At 52.2% G+C, this 16,905-nt stretch carries 13 protein-coding genes; 11 read left to right on the plus strand and 2 right to left on the minus strand.

What is annotated here, in order from left to right:
* Nucleotides 1-74 precede the first annotated feature (74 nt).
* Nucleotides 75-1,808, plus strand: coding sequence for a gamma-glutamyltransferase (gene ggt / locus FEK42_RS09620; RefSeq protein ID WP_130209056.1), 1,734 nt, complete (start codon nucleotides 75-77; stop codon nucleotides 1,806-1,808).
* A 60-nt stretch (nucleotides 1,809-1,868) separates the two neighbouring features.
* Here the strand turns inward: ggt and yhhY are convergent, their stop codons facing one another.
* Nucleotides 1,869-2,357 carry an N-acetyltransferase gene (yhhY, locus tag FEK42_RS09625; RefSeq protein WP_130209054.1) on the minus strand — a complete coding sequence of 163 codons (489 nt, stop codon included), beginning with the start codon at nucleotides 2,355-2,357 and terminating at the stop codon, nucleotides 1,869-1,871.
* 473 nt (nucleotides 2,358-2,830) lie between these two features.
* On the opposite strand from yhhY, the gene FEK42_RS09630 reads away from it, so the two are divergent.
* The 5 genes from FEK42_RS09630 to gntU all read left to right on the plus strand — a co-directional run bounded on the left by FEK42_RS09630 (nucleotide 2,831) and on the right by gntU (nucleotide 7,784).
* A complete protein-coding gene (locus tag FEK42_RS09630) occupies nucleotides 2,831-3,868 on the plus strand; it encodes an oxidoreductase (RefSeq protein ID WP_135493064.1) in 1,038 nt (345 codons plus the stop codon).
* A 122-nt stretch (nucleotides 3,869-3,990) separates the two neighbouring features.
* Nucleotides 3,991-4,686, plus strand: a complete 696-nt coding sequence (yhhW, locus tag FEK42_RS09635; protein ID WP_000639820.1) for a quercetin 2,3-dioxygenase — start codon at nucleotides 3,991-3,993, stop codon at nucleotides 4,684-4,686.
* A gap of 92 nt (nucleotides 4,687-4,778) precedes the next feature.
* Nucleotides 4,779-5,774, plus strand: coding sequence for a gluconate operon transcriptional repressor GntR (gntR, locus tag FEK42_RS09640; protein ID WP_135493063.1), 996 nt, complete (start codon nucleotides 4,779-4,781; stop codon nucleotides 5,772-5,774).
* 138 nt (nucleotides 5,775-5,912) lie between these two features.
* Complete coding sequence (gene gntK / locus FEK42_RS09645) at nucleotides 5,913-6,440, plus strand: gluconokinase (protein ID WP_000108320.1); 528 nt, start codon at nucleotides 5,913-5,915, stop codon at nucleotides 6,438-6,440.
* Nucleotides 6,441-6,443: 3 nt separating this feature from the next.
* The gene (gntU, locus tag FEK42_RS09650; protein ID WP_000210111.1) at nucleotides 6,444-7,784 is read left to right on the plus strand and encodes a gluconate transporter; all 1,341 of its coding nucleotides are present in this window, start codon (nucleotides 6,444-6,446) and stop codon (nucleotides 7,782-7,784) included.
* A gap of 56 nt (nucleotides 7,785-7,840) precedes the next feature.
* On the opposite strand, the gene yhgN is transcribed toward gntU, so the two are convergent.
* Nucleotides 7,841-8,434, minus strand: a complete 594-nt coding sequence (yhgN, locus tag FEK42_RS09655) for an NAAT family transporter YhgN (RefSeq protein ID WP_130217718.1) — start codon at nucleotides 8,432-8,434, stop codon at nucleotides 7,841-7,843.
* Between the two features lie 191 nt (nucleotides 8,435-8,625).
* On the opposite strand from yhgN, the gene asd reads away from it, so the two are divergent.
* From asd to glgA, 5 genes are all read left to right on the plus strand, one after another.
* Nucleotides 8,626-9,729: an aspartate-semialdehyde dehydrogenase gene (gene asd / locus FEK42_RS09660; protein WP_135493062.1), complete on the plus strand. Its 1,104-nt coding sequence runs from the start codon at nucleotides 8,626-8,628 to the stop codon at nucleotides 9,727-9,729.
* 271 nt (nucleotides 9,730-10,000) lie between these two features.
* Nucleotides 10,001-12,187, plus strand: a complete 2,187-nt coding sequence (gene glgB, locus FEK42_RS09665; RefSeq protein WP_138211818.1) for a 1,4-alpha-glucan branching enzyme — start codon at nucleotides 10,001-10,003, stop codon at nucleotides 12,185-12,187.
* Nucleotides 12,184-14,157 (plus strand): glycogen debranching protein GlgX, encoded by a 1,974-nt coding sequence (gene glgX, locus FEK42_RS09670; RefSeq protein ID WP_130209041.1) that lies wholly within the window; start codon nucleotides 12,184-12,186, stop codon nucleotides 14,155-14,157. The genes glgB and glgX overlap by 4 nt, the downstream gene beginning before the upstream one ends.
* 17 nt (nucleotides 14,158-14,174) lie before the next feature.
* Nucleotides 14,175-15,470, plus strand: a complete 1,296-nt coding sequence (glgC, locus tag FEK42_RS09675) for a glucose-1-phosphate adenylyltransferase (RefSeq protein ID WP_130209039.1) — start codon at nucleotides 14,175-14,177, stop codon at nucleotides 15,468-15,470.
* Nucleotides 15,470-16,903: a glycogen synthase GlgA gene (gene glgA, locus FEK42_RS09680; RefSeq protein ID WP_130209037.1), complete on the plus strand. Its 1,434-nt coding sequence runs from the start codon at nucleotides 15,470-15,472 to the stop codon at nucleotides 16,901-16,903. The genes glgC and glgA overlap by 1 nt, the downstream gene beginning before the upstream one ends.
* Nucleotides 16,904-16,905 lie beyond the last annotated feature (2 nt).

Below are 16,905 nucleotides of genomic sequence, written 5' to 3' on the forward strand. Positions count from 1 at the left end.
GCAAAACGATGATTAATTCAGAGTTATATACCAGGCTTAGCTGGGGTTGCCCCACACATAACTGGAGAATAACGATGATAAAACCGACGTTTTTACGCCGGGCGGCGATTGCAGCTTTGCTTTCAGGATGTTGTTTTAGTGCGGCAGCCGCGCCACCTGTTTCTTATGGTGTGGAGGAAGATGTCTTCCATCCGGTACGCGCAAAGCAGGGGATGGTGGCGTCTGTAGATGCTACTGCCACTCAGGTGGGGGTGGATATCCTCAAGGAGGGCGGGAATGCCGTTGATGCCGCCGTGGCGGTGGGCTACGCGCTGGCGGTAACGCATCCGCAGGCAGGGAATCTGGGCGGCGGTGGTTTTATGTTAATCCGCTCGAAAAATGGCAATACCACGGCTATCGATTTCCGCGAAATGGCGCCCGCCAAAGCGACCCGCGATATGTTCCTTGATGATCAGGGCAACCCGGACAGCAAAAAATCACTCACTTCGCATCTGGCTTCCGGCACGCCCGGTACGGTAGCAGGTTTCTCGTTGGCGTTGGATAAATACGGCACCATGCCGTTGAACAAAGTGGTGCAACCGGCGTTTAAACTGGCACGCGATGGTTTTATCATTAACGACGCTTTGGCAGACGATCTCAAAACCTACGGTAGCGAAGTGCTGCCGAATCACGAAAACAGCAAAGCTATCTTCTGGAAAGAGGGCGAACCGCTGAAAAAGGGCGACAAGCTGGTGCAGGCGAACCTGGCAAAGAGCCTGGAGATGATTGCCGAAAACGGCCCGGATGAATTCTATAAAGGCACGATAGCGGAGCAGATCGCTCAGGAGATGCAGAAAAACGGTGGCTTGATTACGAAAGAAGATTTAGCCGCGTATAAAGCAGTAGAACGCACACCGATTAGCGGCGATTATCGCGGGTATCAGGTTTACTCCATGCCACCGCCCTCTTCCGGCGGGATTCATATCGTACAAATCCTCAATATTCTGGAAAACTTCGATATGCAGAAATACGGCTTTGGCAGCGCCGATGCGATGCAAATCATGGCAGAAGCTGAGAAATATGCCTACGCCGACCGCTCGGAATATCTTGGCGACCCGGATTTTGTCAAAGTCCCGTGGCAGGCGCTGACCAATAAAGCCTATGCCAAATCTATTGCCGAGCAAATCGATATCAATAAAGCGAAGCCGTCCAGCGAGATTCGCCCTGGCAAGCTTGCGCCTTATGAGAGTAATCAAACTACCCATTACTCTGTAGTGGATAAAGACGGTAACGCGGTGGCGGTGACCTATACGCTGAACACCACCTTCGGTACGGGCATTGTCGCGGGTGAGAGCGGTATTTTGCTCAATAACCAGATGGATGATTTCTCCGCCAAACCGGGCGTGCCGAACGTTTACGGGCTGGTGGGCGGTGATGCCAACGCCGTCGGGCCGAACAAACGTCCGCTGTCGTCGATGTCGCCGACTATTGTGGTGAAAGACGGTAAAACCTGGCTGGTGACTGGTAGCCCTGGCGGTAGCCGGATTATCACCACTGTGCTGCAAATGGTGGTAAATAGCATCGATTATGGGATGAACGTCGCCGAAGCGACCAATGCGCCGCGTTTCCACCATCAGTGGTTGCCGGACGAGCTGCGTGTCGAGAAGGGGTTTAGCCCGGATACGATCAAGCTGCTGGAAGCAAAAGGTCAGAAAGTGGCGCTGAAAGAGGCGATGGGCAGTACACAAAGCATTATGGTTGGGCCTGACGGTGAGTTGTACGGCGCATCCGACCCGCGCTCGGTGGATGATTTAACAGCAGGGTACTAATATCTTAAGCCCTCTCCTGGTAGGTGAGGGCTTAAATGACAAACTTAGATTGCAAATTCTCTATTTCACCCGCGCCATATAATACGCATCGATATATTCACCATTACGCAATGCGTACTTCTTGCCAGTCCCTTCAATCTCAAAGCCGAATTTTTTATAGACCTTAATTGCTGGCGCGTTATCGACGAACACCGTTAGTTCAATACGATCTACCCGCAACCAGTTGTCGCACATTTCAATCATCTCTCGCATCAGGGCGCTGGCGACGCCGCGATTCTTCCAGCGGGCGTCGACACAGATACCAAAATCGGCAACATGACTGCGGCGCGGGCGTTGCTGTACATCAATGGTGAGATGACCTACTACAGTTCCATCAATACAGGCGACGAGTTGCTTGATGCTGGGGCGATCGGCGAGTCGTTCCAGCCACATATGTTCTGAAGGATGAGGCACTTGTAGTGTGTTGTAATACACCTCCGGCTGGGCGTGGATATGCCGAATGGCCTCATAATCGCGCGTTTCTGCGTGGCGTATTACTATCTCACTCATTCCTCTGTCCTCTTTCGGGTAAATGTCCCTTTCAACATCATTGACTTTCAAATACGAGTCAAATGCATTTTTTTGCAAAAAGTGTTGGACAAGTGCGAATGAGAATGATTATTATTGTATCGCGATCAGGAAGACCCTCGCGGAGAACCTGAAAGCACGACATTGCTCACATTGCTTCCAGTATTACTTAGCCAGCCGGGTGCTGGCTTTTTTTTGCTTTCGTACTGGTTTGTTTGCCATTTTGTCCACGTGAAGTGTTCCTCGTGTCGAGACAAATGCAAAATTGCCTGATGCGCTACGCTTATCAGACCTACAAACCGATGCCATTTTGTGTAGGCAGGTAAGGCGTTCACGCCGCATCCGGCATGATCAAAGTGCACTTTGCCAACAATCTGACGTACTGAAGCCCAGGCATAGGAACCGCGTCCGCTTTGCGCTAAGGTGTAAATAACCACCTTAAAAAGGACGAAATCATGGTCATCAACTGTGCCTTTATTGGCTTCGGCAAAAGCACCACCCGTTACCATCTTCCGTATGTACTTAACCGCAAGGATAGCTGGCATGTCGCGCATATTTTTCGCCGCCATGCGAAGCCGGAAGAACAGGCTCCCATTTATTCCCATATTCATTTCACCAGCGATCTCGACGAAGTGTTAAACGATCCCGATGTTAAGCTGGTTGTCGTCTGCACCCACGCGGACAGCCACTTCGAGTACGCGAAGCGCGCGCTGGAAGCCGGGAAAAATGTACTTGTCGAAAAACCGTTCACCCCGACGCTTGCGCAGGCGAAAGAGCTGTTTGCGCTGGCGAAAAGTAAAGGGCTGACCGTCACGCCGTATCAGAATCGTCGCTTTGATTCCTGCTTCCTGACGGCGAAAAAAGCGATTGAAAGCGGCAAGCTGGGAGAGATTGTCGAAGTGGAAAGCCATTTTGACTATTACCGCCCGGTGGCAGAAACCAAACCTGGACTGCCGCAGGATGGCGCGTTCTATGGGCTTGGTGTGCATACCCTGGACCAGGTTATCTCGCTGTTTGGTCGCCCGGATCACGTCGCTTATGACATCCGCAGTCTGCGTAATAAAGCCAATCCTGACGACACCTTTGAAGCGCAGCTGTTTTATGGCGACCTGAAAGCGATCGTTAAAACCAGTCATCTGGTGAAAATCGATTATCCGAAATTTATCGTTCACGGTAAGAAAGGTTCGTTTATTAAATACGGTATCGACCAGCAGGAAACCAGCCTGAAGGCTAATATTATGCCGGGCGAACCGGGATTCGCAGCGGATGATTCGGTCGGTGTGCTGGAGTATGTCAATGACGAGGGTGTGACGGTCAGAGAAGAGATGAAGCCGGAGATGGGCGATTATGGGCGCGTTTATGATGCGTTGTACCAAACCATCACCAGCGGTGCGCCAAATTATGTCAAGGAATCTGAAGCTCTTACCAATCTGGAAATCCTTGAACGCGGATTTGAGCAAGCCTCTCCCTCCACAGTGACTCTCGCGAAGTAAGTTTGATGGCCCCTCGAATAGTTCAATTTTTTTGAACAGAGGGGTCAATTTTCACCCTCTATCATCCCAGGCAGATCGGGTCCACACTAAGCCCATCGAAATCATTTAGGGGGCGAATACAAATGATCTACTTACGCAAAGCAAATGAACGTGGTCATGCAAATCATGGCTGGCTGGACTCCTGGCATACTTTCTCTTTTGCCAACTATTACGATCCGAACTTTATGGGCTTCTCCGCGCTACGCGTGATTAACGACGACGTGATTGAAGCAGGGCAGGGCTTTGGCACTCACCCGCATAAAGATATGGAAATTTTGACCTACGTGCTGGAAGGTACTGTTGAGCATCAGGACAGCATGGGCAATAAAGAGCAGGTTCCGGCGGGTGAATTCCAGATTATGAGTGCGGGTACGGGGATTCGTCACTCAGAGTACAACCCAAGCAGCACCGAGCGTCTGCACCTGTATCAGATCTGGATCATGCCAGAAGAAAACGGTATTACGCCGCGTTATGAACAGCGTCGCTTCGATGCCGTGCAGGGCAAACAGCTGGTGCTCTCGCCGGATGCGCGTGACGGTTCGCTGAAAGTGTATCAGGATATGGAACTGTACCGCTGGGCGCTGGTAAAAGATGAGCAGTCGATACATCAGATTGCCGCTGAACGCCGCGTCTGGATCCAGGTGGTGAAAGGTAATGTCACTATTAACGGCGTGAAAGCCTCGACCAGCGATGGTCTGGCAATCTGGGATGAGCAGGCGATTTCCATCCATGCCGATAGCGATAGTGAAATCCTGCTGTTCGATTTACCGCCAGTCTAAATTTATCTCACAACCTTCCCGAGGAATCGGGAAGGTTGTGATGCGTCCGTGGTAAACTAAAGGAATCTATCCCTTTTGTACCTTTCAGGACGATGAAAAAGAAAAGACCCGTACTTCAGGATGTGGCTGACCGTGTAGGCGTGACCAAAATGACGGTCAGCCGTTTTTTACGCAACCCGGAGCAGGTTTCCGTCGCTCTACGCGGCAAGATTGCCGCCGCTCTTGATGAACTGGGCTATATTCCCAATCGTGCGCCCGATATCCTCTCTAACGCCACCAGCCGGGCGATTGGCGTCCTGTTACCTTCTCTCACCAACCAGGTTTTCGCGGAAGTATTACGCGGAATCGAAAGCGTCACCGACGCGCACGGTTATCAGACCATGCTGGCGCACTACGGTTATAAACCGGAAATGGAGCAAGAACGCCTCGAATCCATGCTCTCCTGGAATATCGACGGCCTGATCCTCACCGAACGTACCCACACGCCGCGCACCTTAAAGATGATTGAAGTGGCGGGTATTCCCGTGGTGGAACTGATGGACAGCCAGTCGCCGTGCCTTGATATCGCTGTCGGTTTTAATAACTTTGAAGCGGCACGCCAGATGACTGCTGCCATTATTGCTCGCGGGCATCGCCACATTGCCTATCTCGGCGCACGTCTCGACGAACGTACTATCATCAAACAGAAGGGGTACGAACAGGCGATGCTGGATGCAGGTCTGGTGCCGTATAGCGTGATGGTTGAGCAATCTTCTTCTTACTCTTCCGGTATTGAACTGATTCGCCAGGCGCGGCGGGAATATCCGCAGTTGGATGGCGTGTTCTGTACCAACGATGACCTGGCGGTCGGCGCGGCGTTTGAATGTCAGCGTCTGGGATTGAAAGTTCCTGACGATATGGCGATTGCCGGTTTCCACGGTCATGACATTGGTCAGGTGATGGAGCCGCGGTTAGCGAGCGTGCTGACGCCGCGTGAGCGGATGGGCAGTATTGGCGCTGAACGCCTGCTGGCGCGTATTCGTGGCGAATCTGTGACACCGAAAATGTTAGATTTAGGTTTCACCTTGTCACCGGGCGGATCTATTTAAGCCTACAAATTTGAAGTAGCTCACACTTATACACTTAAGGCACGGATGGATATTGCTTCTGATATTGTCCGGCTGGACAATGTTACCGATAACAGTTACCCGTAACATTTTTAATTCTTGTATTGTGGGGGCACCACTTTGAGCACGACTAACCATGATCACCACATTTACGTTCTGATGGGCGTCTCAGGCAGCGGCAAATCTGCGGTTGCAAGTGAAGTGGCGCATCAACTTCATGCCGCGTTTCTTGATGGCGATTTCCTCCATCCGCGCTGCAATATCGAAAAAATGGCGTCTGGTGAACCGCTGAATGACGACGATCGCAAGCCGTGGTTGCAGGCGCTGAACGACGCCGCGTTTGCCATGCAGCGTACCAATAAAGTGTCGTTGATCGTCTGTTCTGCACTGAAAAAACACTATCGCGACCTGCTGCGTGAAGGTAATCCGAATCTCTCTTTCATCTACCTGAAAGGCGATTTTGATGTGATTGAAAGCCGCCTGAAAGCGCGCAAAGGCCATTTCTTTAAAACCCAAATGCTGGTGACGCAGTTTGAAACGCTGCAGGAGCCGGGTGCGGACGAAACCGATGTACTGGTGGTGGATATCGATCAACCGCTGGAAGGTGTTGTGGCAAGCACCATTGAGGTTATTAAAAAAGGCAAATAAGTAGTGACTACATTAACGCTTGTTTTAACAGCAGTAGGGTCTGTTTTACTGCTGCTGTTTTTAGTCATGAAGGCGCGTATGCACGCTTTCCTGGCTTTGATGGTGGTGTCTATGGGGGCTGGCCTTTTTTCCGGTATGCCGCTCGATAAAATCGCAGCGACGATGGAAAAAGGGATGGGAGGCACCCTCGGCTTCCTGGCGGTGGTTGTCGCCCTGGGAGCCATGTTTGGCAAGATCTTACATGAAACCGGCGCAGTCGATCAGATTGCCGTCAAAATGCTCAAATCCTTCGGTCACAGCCGCGCGCATTATGCCATCGGCCTTGCGGGGCTGGTCTGCGCGCTACCGCTGTTCTTTGAAGTGGCGATTGTTCTGCTGATTAGCGTTGCCTTCTCGATGGCGCGCCACACCGGTACGAACCTGGTGAAACTGGTAATCCCATTATTCGCAGGCGTGGCGGCAGCGGCTGCATTTCTGGTGCCTGGACCAGCGCCAATGCTGCTGGCATCGCAGATGAACGCCGACTTTGGCTGGATGATCCTGATTGGCCTGTGTGCGGCAATTCCGGGGATGATCATCGCCGGGCCGCTGTGGGGTAACTTCATCAGCCGTTATGTTGAGCTGCATATTCCTGACGATATCAGCGAACCGCATCTCGGCGAAGGCAAAATGCCGTCTTTTGGATTCAGCCTGTCGCTGATCCTGCTGCCGCTGGTGCTGGTAGGTCTTAAAACCATTGCTGCGCGTTTTGTACCAGAAGGATCAACTGCTTACGAATGGTTTGAGTTTATCGGTCATCCGTTTACTGCGATTCTGGTTGCTTGTCTGGTAGCGATTTATGGCCTGGCAATGCGTCAGGGCATGCCAAAAGACAAAGTGATGGAGATTTGCGGTCACGCGCTGCAACCGGCGGGGATCATTCTGCTGGTGATTGGTGCAGGCGGCGTGTTCAAACAGGTGCTGGTTGACTCTGGCGTAGGTCCGGCGCTGGGCGAAGCGTTAACCGGCATGGGCCTGCCGATTGCTATCACCTGCTTCGTGTTGGCAGCTGCAGTGCGCATCATTCAGGGGTCTGCCACCGTTGCCTGTTTAACGGCGGTGGGGCTGGTGATGCCGGTCATTGAACAATTGAATTACTCCGGTGCGCAAATGGCGGCACTGTCGATTTGTATCGCCGGTGGTTCGATTGTTGTCAGCCACGTTAACGACGCTGGTTTCTGGTTGTTCGGTAAATTTACCGGTGCGACCGAAGCCGAAACGTTGAAAACCTGGACCATGATGGAAACCATCCTCGGCACTGTTGGTGCCATCGTCGGGATGATTGCGTTCCAGTTGTTGAGTTAAGTCTGTTTGCCCGGTAGGTCTTACACTACCGGGCTCCTTCCTGGTAATGCCTCTCGTCACCCCTTCATCCACATCCGAATGCCGTCGAGGAACATCTGGGTTGCCATCATCACCAGAATCAATCCCATCAGGCGTTCCAGCGCATTCACTCCTTTCTCGCCCAGCAGACGTAAAAATAGCGATGACTGTAGCAGGATAACAAAGGTGCCGCCCCAGGCCAGCAGCAGCGCAATCACCAGATGCCCCATCTGATTCGGGTACTGGTGAGACAGCAACATTAATGTGGCGAGGATAGTCGGCCCTGCTACTAATGGGATTGCCAGCGGCACAATAAACGGCTCTTCACCTGCCGGAAGCCCACTGCTATTGCCAGAAGCACTGGGGAAAATCATCTTAATGGCGATCAGAAAGAGAATGATGCCGCCAGAAATGGAGACGGTTTCTGCCCGCAGGCTAAGAAATGCCAGAATTTTCTCACCCGCAAACAGGAACACCAGCATCACCATGAGAGCAATAAGCAACTCTCGCACCATGATTGCCCGACGTCTTTTCGGTTCTGTATGTTTCAGTACGGACATAAAAATAGGTAGATTTCCGAGCGGATCCATAATCAAGATCAATAAAACTGCTGCAGAAATGATTTCATTCATAACTCAAGTTCCCTGATAATTGCCGTGGACTTTCTGCGTGCTACGAAAGCAGGATAAGTCGCATTACTGATGGCTTCGCTATCATTGATTAATTTCACTTGCGACTTTGGCTGCTTTTTGTATGGTGAAAGATGTGCCATGAGGACACCGGCACATATATACAGCACACATCTTTGCAGGAAAAAACGCTTATGAAAAATGTTGGTTTTATCGGCTGGCGCGGTATGGTCGGCTCCGTTCTCATGCAACGCATGGTTGAAGAGCGCGACTTCGACGCCATTCGCCCTGTCTTCTTTTCGACTTCACAGTCTGGTCAGGCTGCGCCTTCCTTCGGCGGTGCTTCTGGCACACTTCAGGATGCCTTTGATCTGGAGGCGCTGAAGGCTCTCGATATCATCGTAACCTGTCAGGGCGGCGATTATACCAACGAAATCTATCCAATGCTCCGTGAGAGCGGATGGCAAGGTTACTGGATTGACGCAGCATCGTCTCTGCGCATGAAAGATGACGCCATCATCATTCTTGACCCAGTCAATCAGGACGTCATTACTGATGGATTAAATAAAGGCATCAGGACTTTTGTTGGCGGTAACTGTACCGTAAGCCTGATGTTGATGTCGTTGGGCGGTTTATTCGCCAATGATCTTGTAGATTGGGTTTCCGTTGCAACCTACCAGGCGGCTTCCGGCGGTGGTGCGCGACATATGCGTGAGTTGTTAACCCAGATGGGCCAACTGTATGGCCATGTGGCGGATGAACTCGCGACACCGTCCTCTGCTATTCTCGATATTGAACGCAAAGTCACGACTTTAACCCGCAGCGGCGAGTTGTCAGTGGATAACTTTGGCGTGCCGCTGGCGGGTAGCCTGATTCCGTGGATCGACAAACAGCTTGATAACGGTCAGAGCCGCGAAGAATGGAAAGGGCAGGCAGAAACCAACAAGATTCTCAACACATCTTCCGTTATTCCGGTAGATGGTTTGTGTGTGCGTGTCGGGGCGTTGCGCTGCCACAGCCAGGCATTCACCATCAAATTGAAAAAAGATGTGTCTATTCCGACCGTGGAAGAACTGTTGGCGGCCCATAACCCGTGGGCAAAAGTGGTTCCAAACGATCGCGAAATAACTATGCGTGAGCTAACCCCAGCTGCCGTCACCGGTACGCTGACCACGCCGGTAGGCCGTTTGCGTAAGCTGAATATGGGACCTGAGTTCCTGTCAGCCTTTACCGTGGGCGACCAGCTGCTGTGGGGGGCCGCGGAGCCGCTACGCCGGATGCTTCGTCAACTGGCGTAATGTTTATTCATTAAATTTGGGGCGTAATGCTGCCCCTTTTAGTGCGTAGTACAGGAGTAAGCGCAGATGTTTCATGATTTACCGGGAGTTAAGTAGAGCATTGGCTATTCTTTAAGGGTGGCGGGATACATACGTATTCAATGCCTTACCTGAAGTGAGGACGGCGTAGAGAGGATGCACAGAGTGCTGCGCCGTTCAGGTCAAAAAAATGTCACAACCAGATGTCAAAAATTAGTTGGATGGGGTGACACAATAAAACAGGAAGACAAGCATGTCCGATCGTATCGATAGAGACGTGATTAACGCGCTAATTGCAGGTCATTTTGCGGATCCTTTTTCCGTACTTGGAATGCATAAAACCACAGCGGGACTGGAAGTCCGTGCCCTTTTACCTGACGCCACCGATGTGTGGGTAATTGAACCAAAAACTGGACGCAAAGTCGCTAAACTGGAGTGTCTCGACTCTCGTGGATTCTTCAGCGGCGTCGTTCCTCGGCGTAAAAATTTTTTCCGCTATCAGTTGGCGGTTGTCTGGCATGGCCAGCAGAATCTGATTGATGATCCTTACCGTTTTGGCCCTTTAATCCAGGAAATGGACGCCTGGTTGTTATCTGAAGGTACCCACCTGCGCCCATATGAAACCTTAGGTGCGCACGCAGATACTATGGATGGCGTTACCGGCACGCGTTTTTCTGTCTGGGCGCCAAATGCCCGCCGTGTCTCGGTTGTTGGGCAATTCAACTACTGGGATGGTCGTCGTCACCCGATGCGCCTGCGTAAAGAGAGCGGCATTTGGGAACTGTTTATCCCTGGCGCGCATAACGGTCAGCTCTATAAATACGAAATGATTGATGCCAATGGCAATCTGCGTTTGAAGTCTGATCCTTATGCCTTCGAAGCGCAGATGCGCCCGGAAACCGCTTCCCTTATTTGCGGACTGCCTGAAAAGGTCGTGCAGACCGAAGAGCGCAAAAAAGCGAATCAGTTTGATGCGCCAATTTCTATCTATGAAGTTCACCTGGGGTCATGGCGTCGTCATGCAGACAACAACTTCTGGTTAAGCTATCGCGAACTTGCCGAACAGTTGGTGCCTTACGCTAAATGGATGGGCTTTACCCACCTCGAACTGCTGCCAATTAACGAACATCCATTCGATGGCAGTTGGGGCTATCAGCCGACAGGTTTGTATGCGCCAACTCGCCGTTTTGGCACTCGCGATGATTTCCGCTATTTCATTGATGCCGCCCACGCAGCAGGTTTGAACGTGATTCTCGACTGGGTGCCGGGTCACTTCCCGACAGATGACTTTGCACTTGCCGAATTTGACGGCACAAATCTGTATGAACACAGCGATCCGCGTGAAGGCTACCATCAGGACTGGAACACCCTGATTTACAACTATGGCCGCCGTGAAGTCAGCAATTTCCTTGTTGGTAATGCGCTGTACTGGATCGAGCGTTTTGGTATCGATGCGCTGCGCGTCGATGCGGTTGCTTCGATGATTTATCGTGATTACAGCCGTAAAGAAGGCGAGTGGATCCCGAACGAGTATGGTGGACGCGAGAATCTGGAAGCGATTGAATTCCTTCGCAATACCAACCGTATTATCGGTGAACAAGTTCCTGGTGCAGTAACGATGGCGGAGGAGTCTACCGACTTCCCGAACGTTTCCCGCCCGCAGGATATTGGTGGTCTGGGCTTCTGGTACAAGTGGAACCTCGGCTGGATGCACGACACTCTGGATTACATGAAGCTCGACCCGGTTTATCGTCAATACCACCACAATAAACTCACCTTCGGGATGCTCTACAACTACACTGAAAACTTCGTCCTGCCGCTGTCGCACGACGAAGTGGTGCACGGCAAAAAATCGATTCTCGACAGGATGCCAGGCGATGCATGGCAGAAGTTTGCCAATCTGCGAGCCTACTATGCCTGGATGTGGGCGTTCCCGGGCAAGAAACTGTTGTTCATGGGTAACGAATTTGCCCAAGGGCGTGAGTGGAACCACGATGCCAGCCTCGACTGGCATCTGCTGGAAGGTGGCGACAACTGGCATCACGGTGTCCAGCGACTGGTACGCGATCTGAACCATACTTATCGTCACCACAAAGCTCTGCACGAGCTGGATTTCGACGCCTACGGCTTTGAATGGCTGGTGGTGGATGACCATGAGCGCTCGGTGCTGATCTTTGTGCGTCGCGATAAAGAGGGTAACGAAATTATCGTTGCCAGCAACTTTACGCCGGTGCCGCGCCATGATTATCGCTTTGGCATTAATCAGCCAGGTAAGTGGCGTGAGATTCTCAACACCGATTCCATGCACTACCACGGCAGCAATGCTGGCAATGGCGGCGCGGTACATAGCTATGAGATCGCCAGCCACGGTCGTCAGCATTCATTGAGCCTTACTCTACCACCGCTGGCCACTATCTGGCTGGTGCGGGAGGGAGAATGACACAACTCGCCATTGGCAAACCTGCTCCCCTTGGCGCGCACTATGATGGCCAGGGCGTCAACTTCACGCTCTTTTCCGCTCATGCTGAGCGGGTAGAGCTATGTGTGTTTGACGCTCAGGGCATAGAACACCGGTATGACTTGCCAGGACGCAGCGGCGATGTCTGGCACGGTTACTTGCCGGATGCGCGCCCGGGTTTGCACTATGGGTATCGCGTACATGGCCCCTGGCAACCTGCCGTGGGGCATCGCTTTAACCCGGCGAAGTTGTTGATTGATCCTTGCGCGCGGCAAATTGAGGGTGAGTTTAAAGATAACCCGCTGCTGCATGCAGGCCATAATGAACCTGATTATCGTGACAACGCCGCCATTGCGCCGAAATGCGTGGTGGTGGTCGATCACTATGACTGGGAGGATGATGCCCCGCCGCGCACGCCGTGGGGCAGCACCATCATTTATGAAGCCCATGTCAAAGGATTAACCTATCTGCATCCGGAGATCCCGGTAGAGATCCGCGGCACCTATAAAGCGCTCGGCCATCCGGTGATGATCAACTATTTAAAACGGTTGGGTATTACCGCACTGGAACTGTTGCCAGTGGCGCAGTTTGCCAGTGAACCGCGCCTGCAACGCATGGGGCTAAGTAACTACTGGGGCTACAATCCGGTGGCGCTGTTTGCGTTGCATCCGGCATATGCCAGCTCGCCCGAAACGGCGTTGGACGAATTCCGCGACGCAGTGAAAGCCCTGCACAAGGCGGGTATTGAAGTTATTCTCGACATCGTACTCAACCACAGTGCGGAACTGGACCTGGACGGCCCGGTATTCTCACTGCGCGGGATCGACAACCGTAGCTATTATTGGATAAGAGAAGACGGCGATTATCACAACTGGACCGGCTGTGGTAATACGCTCAATCTGAGCCATCCGGCGGTAGTGGAGTACGCCAGCGCCTGTCTACGCTACTGGGTGGAAACCTGCCACGTTGATGGTTTCCGCTTCGATCTCGCAGCAGTCATGGGGCGAACACCGGAGTTTCGTCAGGATGCGCCGCTGTTTACGGCTATCCAGAATTGCCCAGTGCTTTCGCAAGTGAAGTTGATTGCCGAACCGTGGGATATCGCGCCAGGTGGTTATCAGGTGGGCAATTTCCCACCGCTGTTTGCCGAGTGGAATGATCATTTCCGCGACGCCGCACGCCGTTTCTGGCTGCACTATAACTTGTCGCTGGGTGAGTTTGCCGGGCGTTTTGCCGCCTCCAGCGATGTTTTTAAACGTAATGGCCGTCTGCCGAGCGCTGCGATTAATCTCGTCACTGCGCATGACGGTTTTACGCTTCGCGACTGCGTTTGTTTCAACCATAAACACAATGAAGCAAATGGAGAGGAAAATCGCGACGGGACCAACAACAATTACAGTAACAATCATGGTAAAGAAGGGTTAGGCGGTACTCTTGATTTGATTGAACGGCGGCGCGACAGCATTCACGCCCTGTTAACGACGTTGTTGCTCTCCCAGGGTACGCCGATGTTACTGGCAGGTGATGAACATGGTCACAGCCAGCATGGCAATAACAATGCCTACTGTCAGGATAACCAACTAACGTGGTTGGACTGGTCGCAGGCAAACAGTGGGTTAACGGGGTTTACCGCCGCGTTAATCCATTTGCGCAAGCGCATTCCTGCTTTGGTAGAGGATCGCTGGTGGGAAGAAGGCGATGGCAATGTCCGTTGGCTGAATCGATATGCTCAACCTTTAAGCTCGGATGAGTGGCAAAACGGGCCAAAGCAGCTGCAAATTTTGCTTTCGGATCGTTTTTTGATCGCAATAAACGCCACGCTTGAGGTAACAGAGATTGTTTTACCTGCTGGGGAGTGGCACGCCATTCCCCCATTCGCTGGAGAGGATAACCCAGTGATTACGGCTGTCTGGCCGGGACCTGCACACGGATTGTGTGTGTTCCAGAGATGATAAAAAAGGAGTTAGTCATGGTTAGTTTAGAGAAGAACGATCACTTAATGTTGGCGCGCCAGCTGCCATTGAAATCTGTTGCCCTGATACTGGCGGGAGGACGTGGTACCCGCCTGAAGGATTTAACCAATAAGAGAGCAAAGCCTGCCGTACACTTCGGCGGTAAGTTCCGCATTATCGACTTTGCGCTGTCCAACTGTATCAACTCTGGGATCCGTCGTATGGGCGTGATCACCCAGTACCAGTCTCACACCCTGGTGCAGCATATTCAGCGCGGCTGGTCGTTCTTCAATGAAGAAATGAACGAGTTTGTCGACCTGCTGCCCGCGCAGCAGAGAATGAAAGGGGAAAACTGGTATCGCGGTACCGCAGACGCGGTAACTCAAAACCTCGATATTATCCGCCGCTATAAAGCGGAGTATGTGGTGATCCTGGCTGGTGACCACATCTACAAGCAAGACTACTCGCGAATGCTTATCGACCACGTCGAAAAAGGTGCGCGTTGTACTGTTGCTTGTATGCCAGTACCGATTGAAGAAGCCTCTGCATTTGGCGTTATGGCAGTCGATGAAAACGATAAAATTATCGAATTTGTTGAAAAACCTGCTAACCCGCCATCAATGCCAAACGATCCGAGCAAATCTCTGGCGAGTATGGGTATCTACGTCTTTGACGCCGACTATCTATATGAATTGCTGGAAGAAGACGATCGTGATGAAAATTCCAGCCACGACTTTGGTAAAGATTTGATTCCAAAAATCACCGAAGAAGGCCTGGCTTATGCGCATCCATTCCCTCTCTCTTGCGTACAGTCTGACCCAGACGCCGAGCCGTACTGGCGCGATGTGGGAACGCTGGAAGCTTACTGGAAAGCGAACCTTGATCTGGCCTCTGTGGTGCCGGAACTGGATATGTACGATCGCAACTGGCCAATTCGCACCTACAATGAATCATTGCCACCAGCGAAATTCGTTCAGGATCGCTCCGGTAGCCATGGGATGACCCTTAACTCACTGGTTTCCGGCGGTTGTGTAATCTCTGGTTCAGTGGTGGTGCAGTCCGTTCTGTTCTCGCGCGTTCGTGTTAATTCATTCTGCAACATTGATTCCGCCGTATTGTTACCGGAAGTATGGGTAGGTCGCTCGTGCCGTCTGCGCCGCTGTGTCATTGACCGCGCGTGTGTCATTCCGGAAGGCATGGTGATTGGTGAGGATGCAGAGGAAGATGCACGTCGTTTCTATCGTTCAGAAGAAGGCATCGTGCTGGTTACGCGCGAAATGCTACGGAAGTTAGGGTATAAACAGGAGCGATAATGCAGGTTTTACATGTATGTTCAGAGATGTTCCCGCTGCTTAAAACCGGCGGTCTGGCTGATGTTATTGGGGCATTACCCGCAGCACAAATCGCAGACGGCGTTGACGCTCGCGTACTGTTGCCTGCATTTCCCGATATTCGCCGTGGCGTGACCGATGCGCAGGTGGTATCTCGTCGTGATACCTTTGCCGGGCATATCACGCTGCTGTTCGGACATTACAACGGGGTTGGTATTTACCTGATTGACGCGCCGCATCTCTACAATCGTCCCGGAAGCCCGTATCACGATACCAACTTATTTGCCTACACTGACAACGTGTTGCGTTTTGCGCTGTTGGGGTGGGTCGGGGCAGAAATGGCCAGTGGGCTGGACCCATTCTGGCGCCCTGATGTAGTGCACGCGCACGACTGGCATGCAGGCCTTGCGCCTGCGTATCTGGCGGCACGCGGGCGTCCGGCGAAGTCGGTGTTTACTGTGCACAATCTGGCCTATCAAGGCATGTTTTATGCACATCACATGAATGACATCCAATTGCCATGGTCATTCTTTAATGTTCACGGGCTGGAGTTCAACGGGCAAATCTCTTTCCTGAAAGCCGGACTGTATTACGCTGACCATATTACAGCGGTTAGTCCGACCTACGCTCGCGAGATTACTGAACCACAGTTTGCCTACGGTATGGAAGGTTTACTTCAGCAGCGTCATCGTGAAGGACGACTTTCCGGCGTACTGAACGGCGTGGACGAGAAAATCTGGAGTCCAGAGACGGACTTACTTTTAGCCTCGCGTTACACCCGCGATTCATTGGAGGATAAAGCGGAGAATAAGCGCCAGTTGCAAATCGCAATGGGGCTTAAGGTTGACGATAAAGTGCCGCTTTTTGCAGTGGTGAGCCGTCTGACCAGCCAGAAAGGCCTGGATCTGGTGTTAGAGGCCTTACCGGGCCTTCTGGAACAGGGTGGACAACTGGCGCTGCTCGGCGCGGGCGATCCGGTATTGCAGGAAGGTTTCCTTGCTGCAGCAGCGGAACACCCCGGTCAGGTTGGTGTACAGATTGGTTATCACGAAGCATTTTCGCATCGCATTATGGGCGGCGCGGACGTCATTCTGGTGCCCAGTCGTTTTGAACCGTGCGGCTTAACGCAACTTTATGGATTGAAGTACGGCACGCTGCCGTTAGTGCGGCGTACCGGTGGGCTTGCTGATACGGTTTCTGACTGTTCTCTTGAGAACCTTGCAGATGGCGTCGCCAGTGGGTTTGTCTTTGAAGATAGTAATGCCTGGTCGTTGTTACGGGCTATTCGACGCGCTTTTGTTCTGTGGTCCCGCCCTTCATTGTGGCGGTTTGTGCAACGTCAGGCTATGGCAATGGATTTTAGCTGGCAGGTCGCGGCGAAGTCGTACCGTGAGCTTTACTATCGCTTGAAATAGTT

This window comes from Escherichia sp. E2748 (genome assembly GCF_005781125.1).
In the GTDB taxonomy this organism is placed as follows: Bacteria; Pseudomonadota; Gammaproteobacteria; order Enterobacterales; family Enterobacteriaceae; genus Escherichia.

What these genes read in the sequence shown, in the direction of transcription:
- ggt (WP_130209056.1), top strand. Translation starts at nt 75, where the DNA reads ATGATAAAACCGACGTTTTTACGCCGGGCGGCGATTGCAGCTTTGCTT.
- yhhY (WP_130209054.1), bottom strand. Translation starts at nt 2,357, where the DNA reads ATGAGTGAGATAGTAATACGCCACGCAGAAACGCGCGATTATGAGGCC.
- FEK42_RS09630 (WP_135493064.1), top strand. Translation starts at nt 2,831, where the DNA reads ATGGTCATCAACTGTGCCTTTATTGGCTTCGGCAAAAGCACCACCCGT.
- yhhW (WP_000639820.1), top strand. Translation starts at nt 3,991, where the DNA reads ATGATCTACTTACGCAAAGCAAATGAACGTGGTCATGCAAATCATGGC.
- gntR (WP_135493063.1), top strand. Translation starts at nt 4,779, where the DNA reads ATGAAAAAGAAAAGACCCGTACTTCAGGATGTGGCTGACCGTGTAGGC.
- yhgN (WP_130217718.1), bottom strand. Translation starts at nt 8,434, where the DNA reads ATGAATGAAATCATTTCTGCAGCAGTTTTATTGATCTTGATTATGGAT.
- asd (WP_135493062.1), top strand. Translation starts at nt 8,626, where the DNA reads ATGAAAAATGTTGGTTTTATCGGCTGGCGCGGTATGGTCGGCTCCGTT.
- glgB (WP_138211818.1), top strand. Translation starts at nt 10,001, where the DNA reads ATGTCCGATCGTATCGATAGAGACGTGATTAACGCGCTAATTGCAGGT.
- glgX (WP_130209041.1), top strand. Translation starts at nt 12,184, where the DNA reads ATGACACAACTCGCCATTGGCAAACCTGCTCCCCTTGGCGCGCACTAT.
- glgC (WP_130209039.1), top strand. Translation starts at nt 14,175, where the DNA reads ATGGTTAGTTTAGAGAAGAACGATCACTTAATGTTGGCGCGCCAGCTG.
- glgA (WP_130209037.1), top strand. Translation starts at nt 15,470, where the DNA reads ATGCAGGTTTTACATGTATGTTCAGAGATGTTCCCGCTGCTTAAAACC.